Genomic DNA, 16,317 nt, shown 5'->3' on the forward strand with positions numbered 1-16,317 from the left:
CGCCCGTCGGGGGCGCGACCGCGAAGTCGGCGTTCCCGGGCATCGGCCCGGCCGTCAAGGGCATGATCTGGGCGTGCCCGGAGAGGGTGAGGCCTTCCGCCGCGCTCCCCGCGGCGTGGCGCGCTTCGAGCGGCAGCGACAGAACGTCCGCGTCCACGACCTTCCACCCCGCGGGTGAGGCGGGGGCGGTGAGGCGCATCGTTTCGGGTTCGAACGCCTCCACGGCGGCGACGTTCGACGCGAGAACGTTCCAGCGGCCCGAGACCAGCTCCAGGCGCACGCGGCCCGAAATCCCTTCGGGGATCTTGACGTCACGCACGACGAGGCCGTTCCCCGGCGTCACGGGTTCGTCCAAAAGGATTTCGCCTTCAAAGCTCGTGACGCGGAGCTTCAGGGGAAGTTCCGCCGGAACCTTCCGGCCGTCGGCATCCCGCACGACCGCGCTCCAACGGATGGTTTCCCCGGGGCGGTAGACGCCGCGGTCGGTCTGCGCGGCGGCCGAGAGCGCGAGTCCGAGCTCGCGCTCTTCCGAGGCGGTCTGACGGCCGCCGAAGCGGAGCGCTTCGGTCTGCCAGCGCTCCAGGGTTGAGGGGTCCGTCACCGAGAGCCACGCGACGTCGCCCGACGCCCGCTCAACCATGATCGCGACCGGGCGCTTTTCGCGCTCCAGCCCGCGGATCGTCGGGAGGTCGGCGCGGCCCGTCTTGTCGGTCAGGACGTCCGCGACGGGCTTCCCGTTCGCCCCCAGAAGCTTCACGCGGGCGGCGTCGACCGGGACTTCCTTCACGAGATCCGACACGAACACCGTCATCGTCTCGTCGGCGTTCTTCTTCGCCAAAACCGCGAGGTCGCTCATGAGGATGCGGCGCGTCTCCATCGTGACGGGGACGTACTCGGGGCCGCCCGCCTTCACCGAGGCTTCGTCGTTCTTCACCATCCCGGTGAGTTCAAGCGTGTAGAGCCCGGGGCCCTTCGCCTCGACCGCTTCGCGCAGGTTGAGCGACGCAAAGGCCGCGTCGGGGGACTTCTCGACGCGGATCCGCCCCGACTTCATCGGGGTGCTGCGCTCTTCCATTCCCCGCGGGTTGCGGAGCGCCTCGTAGCCTTCGAGCGCCAGAATCGTGAAGTCGTCCTCAATGCGGGAGAGCTTCCAGTCGAGGGCGTCGATGCCGGATATCGCGATCGAGAGCGCGCCCGCGCCCTCGCGCGTGATGAGCGCCCCGGCGTTCAAAAGCCGCACGTCGGGGCGGGTTTCGGGAAGGAGCGTTGCGCGGCAGAAGTCCTCCGCCAACCCGTAGGGCGCGGCGCCGAATCCTTTGGGGAGCCGCACCGCGACGAAGCGGCCGGCCTCGCCCGCAATGCGGATGCGGTGCTCGACCGCGGCGGCGCCGGGCGTCCCCATCGTCTCAAAGGCGACGGGGGAGGACTTCGCCCAAACGGCCTCATCGATCCTCGCCGCGCCGGTCCAGTCTGTCGTGCGGGGCGCGTCGGGGTCGAGCTTCAAGGGCAGCTCCCGCACTTCAAGCACCTTCCGCAAAGCTTCGGGCGTGACGCGCAGGCTCGTCCTCACCGTGATCTCGTAGCGGCTCTCCAGCTTTTCGTTCTGCACGGGCTCGGTGCCGAGGAGTTCCGCACTCATGAGGGTCGCCGTGCCGGGGATGGGGGTGGAGGCCTTCATGTCGGCGAACCCCTTCGGCACTGACCACTTCCCGGTCTTCGGGTCCATCGTGACGCGCCCGGCGATGCCCGGCGCCGTCACGGTGACGACGACGGGATCGGCGCCCAATGCCGCGACGGGTATCCGCACGTAGACGGAAAGGCCGTTTTCGGCCCAGAGGAAGACGGGCTTCCCGAAGCGGGGAGCGGTCTTGGTGGTCGTCGTTTTGGAGGCTGAGGCGCCTTCCGTCTCCACCCGGAAGGCCTTTTCAAAGGCGGCGCGGTCGGGCTTCGCGGTGAAGCCCGCGTCCATCGTGAGGACGCGCTCGCCCTCGGCCTTCGGGTCCATCCAGAGCGTGAGCGACGTGTAGGTGGCGGAGAGAGGCGGCGTCGAGAAGCCGGCGCTTTTCGCCGTCACGCGGCTCCCGACGGGAGCGGCGAGACCGGAGAAGTCGGCCTTGAAGGCCTTCCCGGCGGGCCAGGGTTCGGTCGGCGTGAAGGTGAGCGTCATCGGGCCGGTCCAGCGCCACTGGCCCGGGTGGGCGGGCGCGAGTTTCACGGCCTTTTCGGGCGTGCCCGCGCGCGCGAAGCTGAAGCGGCAGCGCGAAACGGCGTCGCGCCCGAACCGCGCCTCGCAGGCCTTGACGTCGGGCGTGAACGTAATCGAAACGGGGGCGAAGGGATTCGCGCCGTGAATCATCGCGGCGGGCGCGAGCGGGATGCCTTGTTCGGTCTTCTGGGGAGCGGACTGCGCGGCGCCGGGGCTCTGGGGTTCGGGAGGCGTCTGAGCGGCTTCTGCGGTCTGGAAGGCGGTCGTGAGGGGGAGGAGAAGAGCCGCGGCGACGGCCGCGGAGAGGCGCTGAGCCCGGAGCGGGAAAACGGACATGGATGCCCCCAAGAGGTTGGTGTCTGTCCTCCAAGCATAGCGGGGCGGCGCGGGGGGCTTGCGGAGTCGGCGTAAAAAGCGCCTGAAGGATTGCAACAAAGGGTAGTGGGGGTGGGCACTCTCGACGAGAGAGCCGTCGCTCCTGTCGGTCGGCGCTTCGATCGGGAACCGTACCTTGAGCTGTACTTCAAACCGTATTCTGAAGTGTACTCTGGAGTGTGCCTGGGTCTTGGATGGTGCGGTCTTTGTGCGTTCGTTCCGCTTTGGTTGGGAATTTCTTGCTTTTATTTCTTGAAGGGAAAGTGCGTATTCAAGGAGTACACTTGCTTGTACAGTTGAACGTGTTTTGGTAGGGCTCACGCACGTCACAGACGACCTCTTCCGTTGGAAGAGGCAGGGATTCGCCATCGAGGTTTCGCCATGCAGCATCTTCCCGCAGATCTTCAGGCCGCCGTTGAACGCACGGCGCGGCCCGGCGCCGACGTTTCGGCATGCGCCGACCGCGGCGACAACCGGCCGACGGCCTGTGAAGTCGAGCGGCTTCGCGGGCGCCGTCGGGTGCTCGCGCATGATCAGGAACCGGTCTTCGAGGCGTCCATGGATGATTTGGACCAGGCCGTTCTCGATGCCGTCGTCGAACGCACCCGCGGAATCGCGCCGCGAATCTTCGGGAAGGCGGACCGCATGGACGTTCTGGTCAAACTCGGCGCTGTCGCCGAGGATCCCGAGGAGAGCGGCCGGTACGTTCCGACGCTGGCGGGCTTGTTGGCGGCCGGTTTCTTCCCGCAGGAGTTTTTCCCGCGCCTCAACGTCACCTTCACCGCATATCCCGGCGTGACGAAGGCGCACCTCGACGGCGTTCGGCATTCGGGGACGCAGACCGTCAACGGCGCCATCCCCGAAATGCTCGAGCGTTCGCTCGAATTGCTCCGGGAGCACGATATCCCGGAGCATCTCCTCCCGGCCTGCCGGGAGGCGATCGTCAATGCGCTCCAACACCGAGACTATTCGCCGGGCGCCAGGGGCGCTCAGGTGCAGATCAACCTCTTTGCCGACAGGCTCGAGATTCTGAATCCCGGCGGTTTGTACGGGGCGGCGTCGTTGAGCAGCCTCCAGCACGGCATTTCCGCGGCCCGAAACGTGAGGTTGTCTCAACTGTTGGGCAGCACGCCTTGCGGGCGTCCCGGCGAGGCGCCCGGCTGCGTCGTCGAAAACCTCGGCACGGGACTGCCGCGGATCAGGGCGGCACTGCAGGAAGCCTCGATGCCTGAGCCGGAACTCCGGGATTTCGGCACCGCCTTCCGGATCACCTTCTTTAAGCGAAGTCCTGCAGAGGAAGAACGCGGCGGCAAGCCGTGGGCCGACTTCAAAGCGGCCCTGATCTCCGAGTTGGAGAAAACCGGCGGCATGTCCGTCGCGGAAATCATGGCGCGCTCCGGGCTCTCCCGCAACACCGTCTTCTCGAAGCTGCGGGATCTCAAGCTGCGCGGCCTGATTGAAGCCGCCGAGAGACCGAAGAGTCCGAAGCAGCGCTACCGCCTGGTCGGCGGGCGCGCGCCGAAATAAGGCTCAAGATCCGGGCGCCGCTACGGCTGCAGCATCGCCTTGTGCCGCTCGCGCCCGTCGCGGTGCCCCTCGTGCTCGGGCTTGGGCCAGCGGCGTGCGAAGGGCGCGGCGACGATCGCCGCGAAGTCGAGCGCGGCGATCCCGGGACGGTCGTCTCCGCTCGTCGCCCGCCAGAGCTCGTGCGCGGGTTCGATCGCGTCCGCCAGGAACTTCACCGCGGCGGGGCCGGGGCGAAGGAAGTAGACGGCGTTCGTCGTCCGGAGCACCGCGGCCGCCGGGCGGCCCGTTTGGTGCGCGGCGGCGATCGCCGCCGCGAGGGTCTGGAGAAGATCCTTCTCGCGGATCGTCTGCGCCCAGTTGAGGGGATCGTCGGGGCGTCCCCCCTTGGGCTTCACTTCCAAAATGATGAGTCCCGCGGGGAGTTCGATCACGGCGTCGGGTTCCGCCACCAATTCACCCATGCGGAAGCGCACGCCGTCGCCCTCGGTCGTCAGCACCCTGCCGACGCCCGCAGGCAGGAAGGGCACGAGCCGCCGCGCCGGATCCGTGTCCGCGGCGGCCTCTTCGGGCGGGAAGAAGACGGCTTCGATCCCCATCCCGCAGATGTCGGCGTGCGCGGGCCGAAGGCTCCGCCGCGACTGGAAGGGGAGCGTGTAGAGGAGGCGCGGGAGCGGCTGCGGGGCGGGTTGCGGATGCTGAACCGCCTGAACCGGCTGAGCCGGTCGGAGGGGTTCGGCGTACGGAGCCTGCTGCACTTGATGGGCCTGGACGGGTTGGGGCTCCTGAACCGGCGCGGCGTGCGGAGGCGTCAGCTGCGGTTCCTGGGGGAGCTCAAAGGGCGCCATCCCGAAGCGAAGCCGCGCAAGCGCGATCGGGGCCTTCTTCCAGGGGCCGCCGGTCTCCCCTTCGTCCTCTTCTTCGTCGGTGAGGGGGTCGACCGGAATGCGGGGTACGTCGCGGGCGTCCGACTTCTTCCGGAAGATCATCCGGAAGACCGCGAAGCTCACGAGGAGCGTCACGAGGATGAACGCCCCCAGCGCCGCAATGATCAATCCCTGCGGCGTGCTGAGTTTGGCCGTGAGCGTGCCCAGAAGTTCGTTCATTCCGTTCCCTCCACAAGCCCATTATCGGCGCGCTTTGGGATTTCCGCGAGCCGGGGTCTTGGGTTTGGAGGCGTGGAAGGGCTTTTTGGGCTTTGATCCCGCCGTCTTGAGGGTCTTGACGGTCTTCTGGGACGTCTTTCCCGCGGCGTCGGGCGCGTAGCGGGGCGGCGCGGCCGAGGGGCGCGCAAGGAGCGCGAAGACCGTCGGGAGTTTGGGAAGCGTCCGGGCGTCCTCGGGGAGCGCCTTCCAGGCGCGCACCGTGAGCGTGCGGATCGACTCCGACGCGCCCGTGACGTCCGTCGCGACGCAAAGGCGCGTCTCGGGGTGAAGCGTTTCAAGGAGCGTCGAGAGCATCGCCCCGTTCCGGTACGGGGTCTCGATGAAGAGCTGGGTCTCGGAAGCGCGGCTCGCGGCTTCGAGGCCCTTGACGGCCTCGCGCCGCTCGTCCGCATGGACGGGGAGGTACCCCGTGAAGCGAAAGCGCTGGCCGTCCAAGCCCGACGCCATCAGCGTCATGAGAATCGACGAGGGGCCCACCCAAGGCACGACCCGCACGCCCAACTCCTGCGCCCGCGCGACGATCTGCGCGCCCGGGTCGGCGATGCCGGGGCAGCCTGATTCCGAAAGCACCGCGGCGTCCTCACCCGCCAGGACGGGCGCGAGCCAAGCGTCCACCGACGCCGGGTCCGGGTCGTGGCCGATCTCGGTGATGGCGAGATTCGCGATGGGACCCGGGTGCCCGTAGAGCTTCAGGGTTGCGCGGGCGGTCTTCGCGGCTTCGACGAAGAAGACGCGCACCGAGCGCACGCGCTCCAGCACCAGGGGCGGAATGGCGGCGCCGAGCGTCCCCTCGCTGATGAGGTTCGGAAGAAGGTAGAGCGTGCCGGACATGGTGCTCGGGAATCAGCGGATGCCGGGGAGCACTTCCACGCCCGCGCGGGCGAGAAGCGTCGTGAGCTTCATCAGGGGAAGGCCGATCAGGCTCGTCGGGTCGTCGGACGAAACGGATTCCATCAGCGCGATCCCGAGCTTTTCGATCTTGGCGGCGCCGGCGCAGTCGAGCGGCATTTCGCGCTCGACGTAGGCGCGGATCGTGTCTTCAGAAAGCGCGCGCAGCTTCACGTGCGTGGCGGAAAGGAGGCTCTCGGCCTTCCCTTCGGCGTCGACGACGGCCAAGGCCGTGTAGAAGACGACTTCGTTGCCCTGCATGCGCATGAGTTGCGCGACGGCGTTTTCAACCGTGTGGGGCTTGCCGAGCTTTTCGCCCTTCAGGTCCGCCACCTGGTCCGAGCCGATCACGACCGAGCCGGGATGCTTTTCCCAGATCGCGCGGGCCTTGGCTTCCGCCAGGCGCAGCGCCGTGTCCTTGGGCGTTTCGCCCGGGCGCGAGGATTCGTCGATGTCGGGGGACTCGGCGGCGTATTCGCAGCCGAGACGGTCGAGGAGCTCGCGGCGGTAGCGCGAGCTCGAAGCGAGATAGAGAGTGTGCGTCATGATGCGCACAATTCTAATGAAAGTCGGTGCGCGCACCGTGCCGGCCGGAAATTCGTTCCCAACCGCATGATTGACGGCCGACCAAGTCCCCGATAGGATGACTTCGTCTCCCGCTCCGGGCGCCTTGCCCGTCGGGCTTAAGTCCGGTCTCTCTGAGGAGCCGGCCTCTGCGGAGCCGGATTGGCAGCCCTCCGCAGCGACAGTGCGGCCCCCGTTCCGAAAGGTTCGGGGGTTTGCTTCTCAAGGGAGCGACACTCGGAAGAGCGTCGGCAATGCGGTATCCTTGCACCCCGAACAACCAAGGACGGACGGCGTCTTTCCCGCCCGAATCCGTCCCGCGCCTTATCAGACCCTCCGGAGCTCAGCCCCATGGAAACGATCGACATCTTTGACTTCGCCCGAAACCGCGGCCGCCTGGAAGGCGCCTTCAAGGTTTCCGAACTGGGCGAGCTCGCGAGCTTTCTCGCGAACGACGAGGGCGAAGTGCGCTTCGAAGCCGAGGGCTTGGGCGAAATCCGCGGGCGGCCGGCCGCGCGCCTCATGATCGAGTCCGACCTCTTCATGCCCTGCGCGCGCTGCAACGGTGCGGTGCCGGTCGAAGCCGACAACGAGGCGGTGTTCCTCTTCGTGAAGAGCGAAGAGGAGGCGAACGCCATCCCCGTCGACGAAGACGGCGAGGACGAAGAGGTCACCGTCGGGAGCACGCGCTTCGACGTCGCGGCGTGGGTCGCGGAAGAGGCGATCCTCTCGCTCCCGGGGCGCGCCGAGCACGCGGACTGCGCGGCCGAAGAGCTTTGGCACGACGAAGAGGGCGAGGCGGCCGTCGAGAGCGAGAAGCCCAATCCCTTCGCGGCGCTGGCGGCGTTGAAGACGAACAAGTAATTGTGCGTGCGGGTCCCCAAGCGGGACCCGCAATGCTTTTGGCGAGGCGGCGCCTCTACCAGGCGAGCTTCAGGCGGACGCCGCAGGTCGGGCACCTCCATTCGACGGGGCCGACGTCTTGGGGTCGGCGGATCGCCGTCTTGCGGCAGACCGGACAGTGCGTGAGCGAGCCCGGCACCGGGAAGGGGCGGCTCACGGCGGCCGTGTTGCTTCGCCAGGCCGTGCGGAGCTTCTCGACCGTGTTGAGCTTGCCGAGCCGCCTGCTGAGTTCGAGGTCCGTCATTTTGAAGGCGCCGTACGCGATGAGGTCCGAGCCGAAGAGCGCCTCTTCGTATTCCGTCACGAGTCGGGTCCTGCCGCCAAGAAAGGTATCTCCTTCGTTCTCGCGGATGTTCCGGATCTCGTCGTTCGGGTCGAAGAGGTCCCGGTAGTCGAAGTCTCCCTCGACGCTCTGAAAGACCTTTCCTTCGTCCCAACGGAGGCGCCGGAGAGCCTTCAGCGTGGCGTCTTCGTCGCCCGGTCCGAAAATCGCGTCTGCCGTCTTCCACGGGCGCAGCCGATTCACCCACAACAGCCCAGTTAAGCCTTGGGTGCGCGTTGCGGCAGACGTGTCGGAGCGTAGGCGTCTCGATGGGCTCTTGACCTGGTGTGGTTTCTGAAAAGGTCGGGGTTTCGCCTCGACCTTTTCGTCTGTCTGCCCCTCGGATTAGAGGTCAGAACCTGCGGTACAGACTCACGGCGCCCGAAAACAGTCTTTGGGTCCGGGAATGAAGTTCCGGCGGATCAGCCGTAGAACTCCGGAAAGTCCTCCCGCAGCTTCGCGAGCGAGCGGCGCTCGTGCTCGGTGAGCCAGTCCATGAGGACGCGAACGCGGCGCTTCTCGTAGGCCTCTTCGGTGGCGAAGATGAAGCACGAGGCGGACTTGCACCGCCAACCGTTCATGACGGGGACCAACTGTCCCGACTTCAGCGCTTCGACCGCGTGAAAGAGCGGCAGGTCGGGGACGATCCCTGCGCCCAACGCGGCCGCGGAGCGCACGGCCATCAGGTTCTTGAAGGTCATCGAATTCTTCCAGTGGAGCGGGACGGACATGCCGTCGCGCGAGAGCTCCTTCGTCGCGACGCGGGTGGGCGAATTGACGAGGATCCCCGTGTGTTCGATGCACTCCGAAGGATGGTGCGGCTCGCCGTGCTGACGGATGTAGAGGGGTGAGGCGCAGCAGATGAAGGGCATCTCGCCCAAATGGCGCGACACGAGTCCCTCGATCGGGCGGTCGGGACCGTAGCCCACCGTCATGTCGATCTGAGGACCGTCGGGGGTCAGGAAGATGTCGGGAATCAGACGGCTGAGGTCGTGGAGTTCGAGCGTGATGTCGGGATAGACCTTCCGGAATTCGATGAGGCACGGCGTGATTTCAATCGAGCTGATCCCGGCGTGGGCGGCCAGACGGATCGTGCCCGAGAGCGCGTTTCGGTCGCCCCTGAGGTCCTGGAGCATGGTCTGGTGCGCGTCGAGCAGTTCGTTCGCCTTCACCTGCGCGCGCCGACCGAGTTCGGTGAGCCTGATGTTGCGGCCGTCGCGCCGGAATAGCGGCGCGCCGATCTCAGCCTCGATCGCCTTCAGGGCGCGGCTCACCGTGCTCGGCTCGCAGTTCAGGGTTTCGCAGGCCGCGTGCACGCCGCCCGAACGGGCGACCTCGCAGAAGATTCGCCAAACGGCCAAATCGTCGGTCCTCGACATGATGAATACCGCCTAGGTTTTTCCCTTGAATGTTTCTTCATACGCAACGCTTCGGTGCGAATGTTGCATGAAGAATTTACTGAAAATTCAAGGCACTTCCATGGTGGATAACCCTGTTGGGGTAAAAATTATTGCACACAGCGCAACGAGTCGCTGTCATCTGTTGCCTTTATTGATCGAATTCTCCGCGTCAGACTTCCTCCCGCGCGGTCGTCCCGGAGCCGTTGGGGACGCCGCTTGACCCTTGAACAGCAAATCAATTGCCTTGAAGGACAAAAAGGCAAACAGGAGAACAACGATCATGACCTGGCAGATCTGGCTCGCGATCGCGTCCATCATTCTCATCGTCATCGGACTCGTCAAACGTTACGAGACGCGCATGCTGCTCGTCGTGGCGGGGTTCGTGCTCTGCGCCGCGTCGGAAGCGCCCATGAAGGCATTCGATTCGTTCATCAAAGGCATGACGAACGTCACGCTCGTGCCGGCCATCTGCACCGCGATGGGCTTCGCCGTCGCCGTTCAGGTCTCGAAGTGCGACCAGCACCTCGTCGCGGCCGTAGCGGCCCCGATGAAGAAGCTGGGCGGCTTTCTCATTCCGGCCGCTACGATCCTCACCTTCCTCATCAACATCGCGGTCATGTCCGCTGCGGGCACCGCCGCGACGGCGGGCGCGACCTTCATTCCGCTGCTGCTTCGCGCCGGGATCCGTCCGGCGGCCGCGGCCGCCGCGGTGGGCGGCGGCACGATGGCGGGGCTCCTTTTGAACCCCGGCTGCGCGCACGACATCTACGTCGCCGAAATGGCGAAGATGGGCGTGATGGACTTCATCATCTGGGCCGCGCCCTACATCGTCGGGCTCGTGTTCATCTCCGGAGCCGTCAACGCCGCGATCATGATCGTGAAGAATAAGGATCATCTCGCGCATGAGGAAGCCGCCGCGGCGATGGGGCAGGCCGAGAAGGCGCAGAGCGATGAAGCGTTCAAGGTCAATCCCCTGAAGGCGATCGCGCCGCTCGTTCCGCTCTGCATTCTTCTCGCCGCGTCGATCTGGTTCCCGAAGGCGGGCGTCGGCGTCGTCCCCGCGATGATCATGGGCGTCGTCTTCATCGCCGCCGTCACGCTCACGAATCCGAGCGAACTCTCGAAGGCCTTCTTCAAGGGCTGCGGCACCGGCTACGCGCAGGTGATCGGCCTCATCGTGGCCGCGGGCGTCTTCGCGGCCGGTCTTCAGGCGACGGGCACCGTCGCGGCCTTCATCGACCTTCTCAAGGGCTCGAACGAATTCGCCCGTTGGGGCGCCGCCTTCGGTCCCTTCCTGATGGCGGTCGGCACGGGCTCGGGTGAAGCGGCGATTTGGGCCTTCAACCAGGCCGTCACGCCCGAGGCCGCGAGCTTCGGCATGGACCCCGAATCGCTCGGTCTTCTCGCCATCATGGCCGGTCAGTTCGGCCGCACGGCGAGCCCCTTGGCGGGCGCCATCATCATCGTCGCCGGGATGGCCGGTGCGGACCCCTTCGCGGTCATGAAGCGCCTCTTCCCCGGCATGCTCGTCGCGCTCGTCGCCGCGGCTCTGGTGTTGGTCTGATTTCCGCGAGGAGAGCACCATGCATGACCTTCTTCTTCGCGACGTGATGATCGTCGACCCGGAATCGGACCGCGTGCGTCAGGGCGACATCGCCGTCGAAGACGGGAAGTTCGTCGAGCCCACCGGTTCCGCCAGGACGGTCGTCCGCTGCTACGGACTTCACGCGCAGCCCGGCATCATCGACACGCACGTTCACCTCGCCATCCAGCCCGCGAGCTACGCGATGGTCGCGCGTGCGGGTGTAACGACCGCGCTCGACATGGCGGGCCCGGCCGAGGGGCTTCTGGACGACTTCGCCCGCGCCCGGGTCGGGATCAACGTCGGGACGCTCAACGCCGTCCTTCCCGGACGCAACCTTTCGGGCAACGATGCGGCGAAGGGCGAGTTTCTCGACTTCATCACCGCGTCACGCCGGGCGGGCGCCTTGGGCGTCAAGCTCTTGGGCGGGCACTTTCCGCTCACGCCCGAAGCCTCCGCCCGCATGGTGGAGGCCGCCGACGAGATGCGCTGCTACATGGCCTGGCACGCGGGCACGACCGCGCACGGCTCCGACATCGAGGGACTCCTCGAATTGGGTGAGATCGCGGGCGGGCATCCGCTGCACCTCCCTCACCTGAACGCCTACTGCCGCGGCCGAGTGCATTCCGTTTTGGAAGAGTGCGCGCTAGCCGAAAAGCTGATCCTCGCGCACCCGGAATTCACGACCGAGAGCTATCTCTCGGCGCGAAACGGGGCGCCCCTCAACTGCGACGCCGCCGGGAATCCCCTCTCGGCGATCACGAGGGGGACGCTCGCGCGCTTCGGCTTCGCGCCGACCGCCCTCGGCATCGAGGACGCGGTCCGCGCCGGGGTGCTCGCCGTGCTCCACCCCTCCGTCGACGACGTCACGCTCCTCGGGGGCGAAGCGGGCGTCGCGTACTTCCGCGAACACCGCGAGAAGGTGGACGGCTCGTTCGACGGCGTGAATCCGCTTCTCTCCAGAGCGTTCTTCGCGACGCAGAAGCGCCCGGACGGCACCTTCCTCGTCGATGCGGTCAGCACCGACGGGGGCGGCATTCCCCGGAACGTCATTTTGGAAAACGGACTTCAGCTGGTGTCGCTCGGTGCGATGACGCCGGTCGAATTCGCCCGGAAGACCTCCCTCAATCCCGCTCGGATGCTCGGACTCACGACCAAAGGCGGGCTTCGACCCGGGATGGACGCGGACCTCACGCTCTACGACCCCGTCGTGCGCCGCGCCGTCCACACGTTGGTCGGCGGCCGCTTCGTTCTTCATAGCGGCGTCGTGCAGCACGCGCCCGGCACGCTCCTCACCACGGCGGAAGGCCGGGAGGCCGCTCTCCGCAGAAATCTTGAGGCACGGATCCTGCCCGGCATCGTGCCCGCACTCCATTGACCCCATGAAACCCATCAGGAGAATCAACATGACCCAACTTCGCCTTCGTGCGGCCGTCGCCGCCGTTTTCGGCCTTTCCGCGCTTTCCGCTTCGGCTGCCGACATCCAGCTTTTCGGCTTCCTCGACCAGGGCCTCGCCTACCTCCACGAAGACCTCAACGCCGGTATGGCCGGCCCCGCGGGGCAGAGCATCAACGCCCCGCAAAACGTCGATGAGGACGGGTACGTGGCGCGCGCCGGGAAGAAGAATTCGTTCACGCAGGGTACCGGCAACGTCTCGACCTGGGGGATGCGCGGCGCCGAACAGCTCAATGACGACACGCGAGTCGTCTTCCATCTGGAGTCGGGCTTTTTGGCGGACGACGGCACCCTCTACGGCGGCAGCGTGAAGCCGTTCTTCGAGCGCGAATCCTCGGTCGGGATCGACTCGAAGACGTGGGGCCTCATCAAATTCGGCCGCATGCCGGCCTTGACGACCGGGTCCGGGACGACCGGGATCTTCAACAGCAAGGTGAATCCGTTCGGTGCGGGCTGGGGCAACATGACGGGCGGTTGGAAGTTCTCGGGGACGCTTGCGAACGCCCGCCACGACAACATGATCCACTACATCTCGCCCGAGATGAACGGTCTGCGCTTCCATGCCCAGTATTCCTTCAAGAGCGCGAACGACGACACGGAGGAAGGCACCTCGAAGACCAACCGTTGGTGGGCGGTGGGCGCCACGCTTCAGGGCGAGCGCTACTACCTCGCGGCGGCCGTCGACTGCCTCGACGCCGCGGCGAAGGCCGCGAACCCCAAGGCCACCTATGGTCACGACGCCTACAAGGTGCTCGTGGGCGGGCACTATGCGTTCGACGCCTTCAAGTTCTACGGTACGGTTCAGTACATGAAGAACATGCCCTGGATCGGCGGCTACTCCACGAAGGAAGTCGCTTCGATGGCCTTCGGTCAGACGACGCCTCAGATGGGCTTTGAGGCGTGGGCCCTCTCGACCGGCGTCGACTTCAAGGCCGCGGGCGGCACGGTGAAGGCTTCGCTCGGCTACGCCAACGCCGAAAACCTGAACCTCGACCGTCAGAACAAGATGAACCGCGCGAACCTCGGTCTCGGGTACATCTATCCCCTGAGCAAGCGCACCTCGGTCTACACCGTGGGCGGCTACTTCTGGCAGGACGCCGATTGGCAGAAGGAGAGCATCTCCGCGAACGAAGTGATCGCGGGTCTCATGCACCGCTGGTAATCGTGAGGGGAAGCCCGCGCCCGACATGACGGGTGCGGGCCCCTCAAGGCTCAAGGAAGACCCCGACCGGAGAGGCCGGGGCCTTCCGGGACAATGATTCCAACCGAAACGAACGGAAGAGGAGAAGATGCTCGGCATGCACATGGGGCGCGTTGCGGCTCCGAACCGTAGGGAAGAAGAGGGCGGCCGCCGCAGGGATACCTGCGACTGGCTCCAACGCATCAACCGCGCGTGCGTCGCGGCGAACACGGAAGCGGGACTGCTCAGCCCGGCTTTGGCCGGAAAGATCGTTGCGGCTCTGGACGCCATGAAGGCGGAGGCCGAACCGCCGGGCGCCGTGCGTCCGGAGCTCTACATCACGTTTGAGCCCGAGATGCTGAAGCGCGCCGGCATGGAGGCAAGCGTCCTCCACGTGGGGCGCTCAAGCCAGGACATTTTGGCGACCGCCAACGCGGGCCTCAACATGGACCGGCTCGTACGCATCCATGAGGCGCTCCTGGAAGTCGACGAGGCGCTCCTCGGCGCGGCGGTGCGCGAGCGCGGCGCGGTCGTGCCCGCCTACACGAACGGCGTGCAGGCTCAGCCCACGCTCTACGCGCACTACCTTTTGGCGCAGCACCAGGTTTTCGGCCGGGACATGACGCGCGTGCTGGAGTGCCTCAACCGGTTCGACGTCTGCCCGATGGGTTCGGGCGTTCTGAACGGTACGGGCTGGCCCCTGCCGGTCGAGCGTTTGGCGGAACTTTTGGGGTTTGCACGCGCTCAGACGAACGCCTTCGACGTGGGTCAGTGTTCGGGGAACGATCTGCCTCTTGAAATCGCGCAGATCGTCACGAGCGCGATGCTTCACGTCAACGCCTTCATCGCGGATTTCATGATGCAGTACGCGCAGCCGCGTCCCTGGATCCGGTTGGACGACGCGAACGGCGTCTACCGATCGAGCGCGATGCCGCAGAAGAGAAACCCCGGCCTCGTCAACGACTGCCGCCGCGACGCGGGTCTCGTGATCGGCGGGGCGCAGGGGGTGCTCATGCGGATGCAGAACCTTACGCTCGGGATGGCCGACGTGCGCGACGTCCGGGTGATGGAGGCGTTGGCGGACGACGCCTGCGTGACGCTGCGGACCTTCGCAGGGATCGTGCGGAGTCTTCGCGTCGACCGTGAGCGCGCCCTGGAGGAGCTCAATTCGGATTGGACCTGTACGCAGGAGCTCGCCGACCGGATGGTGCGCTTGGGCGGGATGGACTTCCGCAGCGCCCACAAGTTCGCGAGCCATCTGGTCACCCGAGCACGTGCGGAGGGCTGGCCCCCCGCCGACTTCACCTACGGGCTCGCCTCCCGGATTTGGGACGAGTGGGCCGCATCCGGCGAGACGCCGACGGCGGTGCCTCAGGCGTTCCCGCTCGACGAAGCCTCCTTCCTCGGTGCGCTCGACCCCGTCGGGATTCTCGAGGCGCGCGCGACGACGGGAAGCGCCAACCCGAAGATGGTTGACGATGCTTTGACGGCGGCGCGATACGCTCACGGGTCCGCGCGGGACCGGATCCGTCCCTACGTCGAGCGTTGGGACGCGGCGGACGCGAAGATCGAAGCCGCCATCCGGGAGGCGTTGGCCCGCTGAGGCCCGCATCCCGCCCAAAAATGCGGGCCGACGCCGGATCTTCGGTGTCCGGCCCGCCCACTCACCACGACAACGGAAGTCTCCATGAACCTCACTCAAAAGCGCTGGTTCCTCCTCGGGGTCGCCTGCCTTATCAACCTCTTCGCCGGATCGATCTATGCCTGGTCCGTCTTCGCCGCGCCGCTCGCGGAGCGCTTGGCCGACATCACGGGCGCTCCGGTGACGCCGGGCGACCTCGCGGTCGCCTTCAGCCTTGCGAACGGCCTCGCCCCGATCCCGATGATCTTCGGGGGTGCGGTGAACGACCGCTTCGGGCCGCGCTTCGTGATTCCGGCGGGCGGGCTTTTGATGGGCGCGGGACTCTGGTTCTCCGGGCACGCCGGGAGCGTCTTGGAGCTGGTCCTCACCTACGGGCTTTTCTTCGGACTGGGGCTCGGTCTCGTCTACGGTGCGGCGGTCAACACGACGATGAAGTTCTTCCCGGACCGCCGCAGGCTCGTGGGCGGTCTCACGACGGGCGCCTACGGGATCAGTTCGGTGCTCCTTCCGCCCGTCGCCGCCCATTGGATCGCGGCCTGCGGCATCACGTCCGCACTGGAACTGGTCGGAACGGCGGTGGGTGCGGTCATCGTCGCGGGCGGGCTGCTGCTTCGGGCGTGTCCTCCGGACTTCCGGCCCGAGGGTTTCGTTCCGGCGCAGACGCCGGGCATCGCCGCAGGCGCGCAGCGCGACTGGCGCGGGATGCTCCGCTCGCGGGAATTCCTGCCGATGCTCCTTCTTCTCACCTGCGGCGCGACCGCCGGCATGATGGTGATCTCGCAGGGGTTCACGATCGCGAAGACCCAAATGGGTTTGGACGTCGCGGCCGCCTCGATGGCGGTCTCCTTCGTCGCGCTCGCCAACACCTTCGGGCGGCTCTCGGCCGGGGCGGCCTCGGACTACTTGGGGCGCGTGAGGACGTTGGGGTTGGGACTCGCGGTCGCGATCGCAGGGCTTGGAATGCTCTCACTCGCTGGTCCCGATGCCGCGGCGCTCTTCTACCTGGGGCTCCTCTCCTTGGGTTTCTCCTTCGGGTGCTTCATGGGGGTCTATCCCGGATTCACGGCCCAGGTCTTCGGGTCGCGGAACAACAGCGTCAACTTCGGGAT

13 protein-coding genes are annotated in these 16,317 nt (G+C 66.6%); 7 read left to right on the forward strand and 6 right to left on the reverse strand.

The window, feature by feature from the left end; translation table 11 throughout:
• A partial coding sequence (locus HMPREF9440_RS05775; protein WP_008542385.1) for an MG2 domain-containing protein occupies positions 1-2,542 on the reverse strand: 2,542 nt, incomplete at its 3' end.
• Between the two features lie 384 nt (positions 2,543-2,926).
• On the opposite strand from HMPREF9440_RS05775, the gene HMPREF9440_RS05780 reads away from it, so the two are divergent.
• On the forward strand, positions 2,927-4,108 hold the full coding sequence (locus HMPREF9440_RS05780; RefSeq protein WP_172634290.1) for an ATP-binding protein: 1,182 nt from the start codon (positions 2,927-2,929) through the stop codon (positions 4,106-4,108).
• Between the two features lie 20 nt (positions 4,109-4,128).
• Here HMPREF9440_RS05780 and HMPREF9440_RS05785 read toward each other — a convergent pair whose 3' ends face one another.
• From HMPREF9440_RS05785 to HMPREF9440_RS05795, 3 genes are read right to left on the reverse strand one after another with little or no spacing between them, the layout of a single operon-like run.
• A complete protein-coding gene (locus HMPREF9440_RS05785) occupies positions 4,129-5,211 on the reverse strand; it encodes a hypothetical protein (RefSeq protein WP_008542388.1) in 1,083 nt (360 codons plus the stop codon).
• Between the two features lie 21 nt (positions 5,212-5,232).
• Positions 5,233-6,102 (reverse strand): SAM-dependent methyltransferase, encoded by an 870-nt coding sequence (locus HMPREF9440_RS05790; RefSeq protein WP_008542390.1) that lies wholly within the window; start codon positions 6,100-6,102, stop codon positions 5,233-5,235.
• 12 nt (positions 6,103-6,114) lie between these two features.
• Positions 6,115-6,705, reverse strand: coding sequence for a Maf family protein (locus HMPREF9440_RS05795; RefSeq protein ID WP_008542391.1), 591 nt, complete (start codon positions 6,703-6,705; stop codon positions 6,115-6,117).
• 369 nt (positions 6,706-7,074) lie between these two features.
• Here HMPREF9440_RS05795 and HMPREF9440_RS05800 point away from each other — a divergent pair, with 369 nt between their 5' ends.
• A complete protein-coding gene (locus HMPREF9440_RS05800) occupies positions 7,075-7,587 on the forward strand; it encodes a YceD family protein (RefSeq protein ID WP_008542392.1) in 513 nt (170 codons plus the stop codon).
• A 55-nt stretch (positions 7,588-7,642) separates the two neighbouring features.
• Here the strand turns inward: HMPREF9440_RS05800 and HMPREF9440_RS05805 are convergent, their stop codons facing one another.
• Positions 7,643-8,158 (reverse strand): hypothetical protein, encoded by a 516-nt coding sequence (locus HMPREF9440_RS05805; RefSeq protein WP_008542394.1) that lies wholly within the window; start codon positions 8,156-8,158, stop codon positions 7,643-7,645.
• A 212-nt stretch (positions 8,159-8,370) separates the two neighbouring features.
• Positions 8,371-9,327 carry a LysR family transcriptional regulator gene (locus HMPREF9440_RS05810; RefSeq protein ID WP_008542396.1) on the reverse strand — a complete coding sequence of 319 codons (957 nt, stop codon included), beginning with the start codon at positions 9,325-9,327 and terminating at the stop codon, positions 8,371-8,373.
• A gap of 301 nt (positions 9,328-9,628) precedes the next feature.
• On the opposite strand from HMPREF9440_RS05810, the gene dcuC reads away from it, so the two are divergent.
• The 5 genes from dcuC to HMPREF9440_RS05835 all read left to right on the forward strand — a co-directional run.
• The gene (dcuC, locus tag HMPREF9440_RS05815; RefSeq protein ID WP_008542397.1) at positions 9,629-10,912 is read left to right on the forward strand and encodes a C4-dicarboxylate transporter DcuC; all 1,284 of its coding nucleotides are present in this window, start codon (positions 9,629-9,631) and stop codon (positions 10,910-10,912) included.
• Positions 10,913-10,931: 19 nt separating this feature from the next.
• On the forward strand, positions 10,932-12,308 hold the full coding sequence (locus HMPREF9440_RS05820; RefSeq protein ID WP_008542399.1) for an amidohydrolase family protein: 1,377 nt from the start codon (positions 10,932-10,934) through the stop codon (positions 12,306-12,308).
• A 28-nt stretch (positions 12,309-12,336) separates the two neighbouring features.
• Positions 12,337-13,548 carry a porin gene (locus tag HMPREF9440_RS05825; protein ID WP_040764038.1) on the forward strand — a complete coding sequence of 404 codons (1,212 nt, stop codon included), beginning with the start codon at positions 12,337-12,339 and terminating at the stop codon, positions 13,546-13,548.
• A gap of 127 nt (positions 13,549-13,675) precedes the next feature.
• Positions 13,676-15,169 (forward strand): lyase family protein, encoded by a 1,494-nt coding sequence (locus HMPREF9440_RS05830; RefSeq protein ID WP_008542403.1) that lies wholly within the window; start codon positions 13,676-13,678, stop codon positions 15,167-15,169.
• A gap of 84 nt (positions 15,170-15,253) precedes the next feature.
• The coding region (locus HMPREF9440_RS05835) for an MFS transporter (RefSeq protein ID WP_040764049.1) at positions 15,254-16,317 on the forward strand (1,064 nt) is incomplete at its 3' end.

The sequence above is a fragment of the Sutterella parvirubra YIT 11816 genome (assembly GCF_000250875.1).
Lineage (GTDB): Bacteria > Pseudomonadota > Gammaproteobacteria > Burkholderiales > Burkholderiaceae_F > Sutterella > Sutterella parvirubra.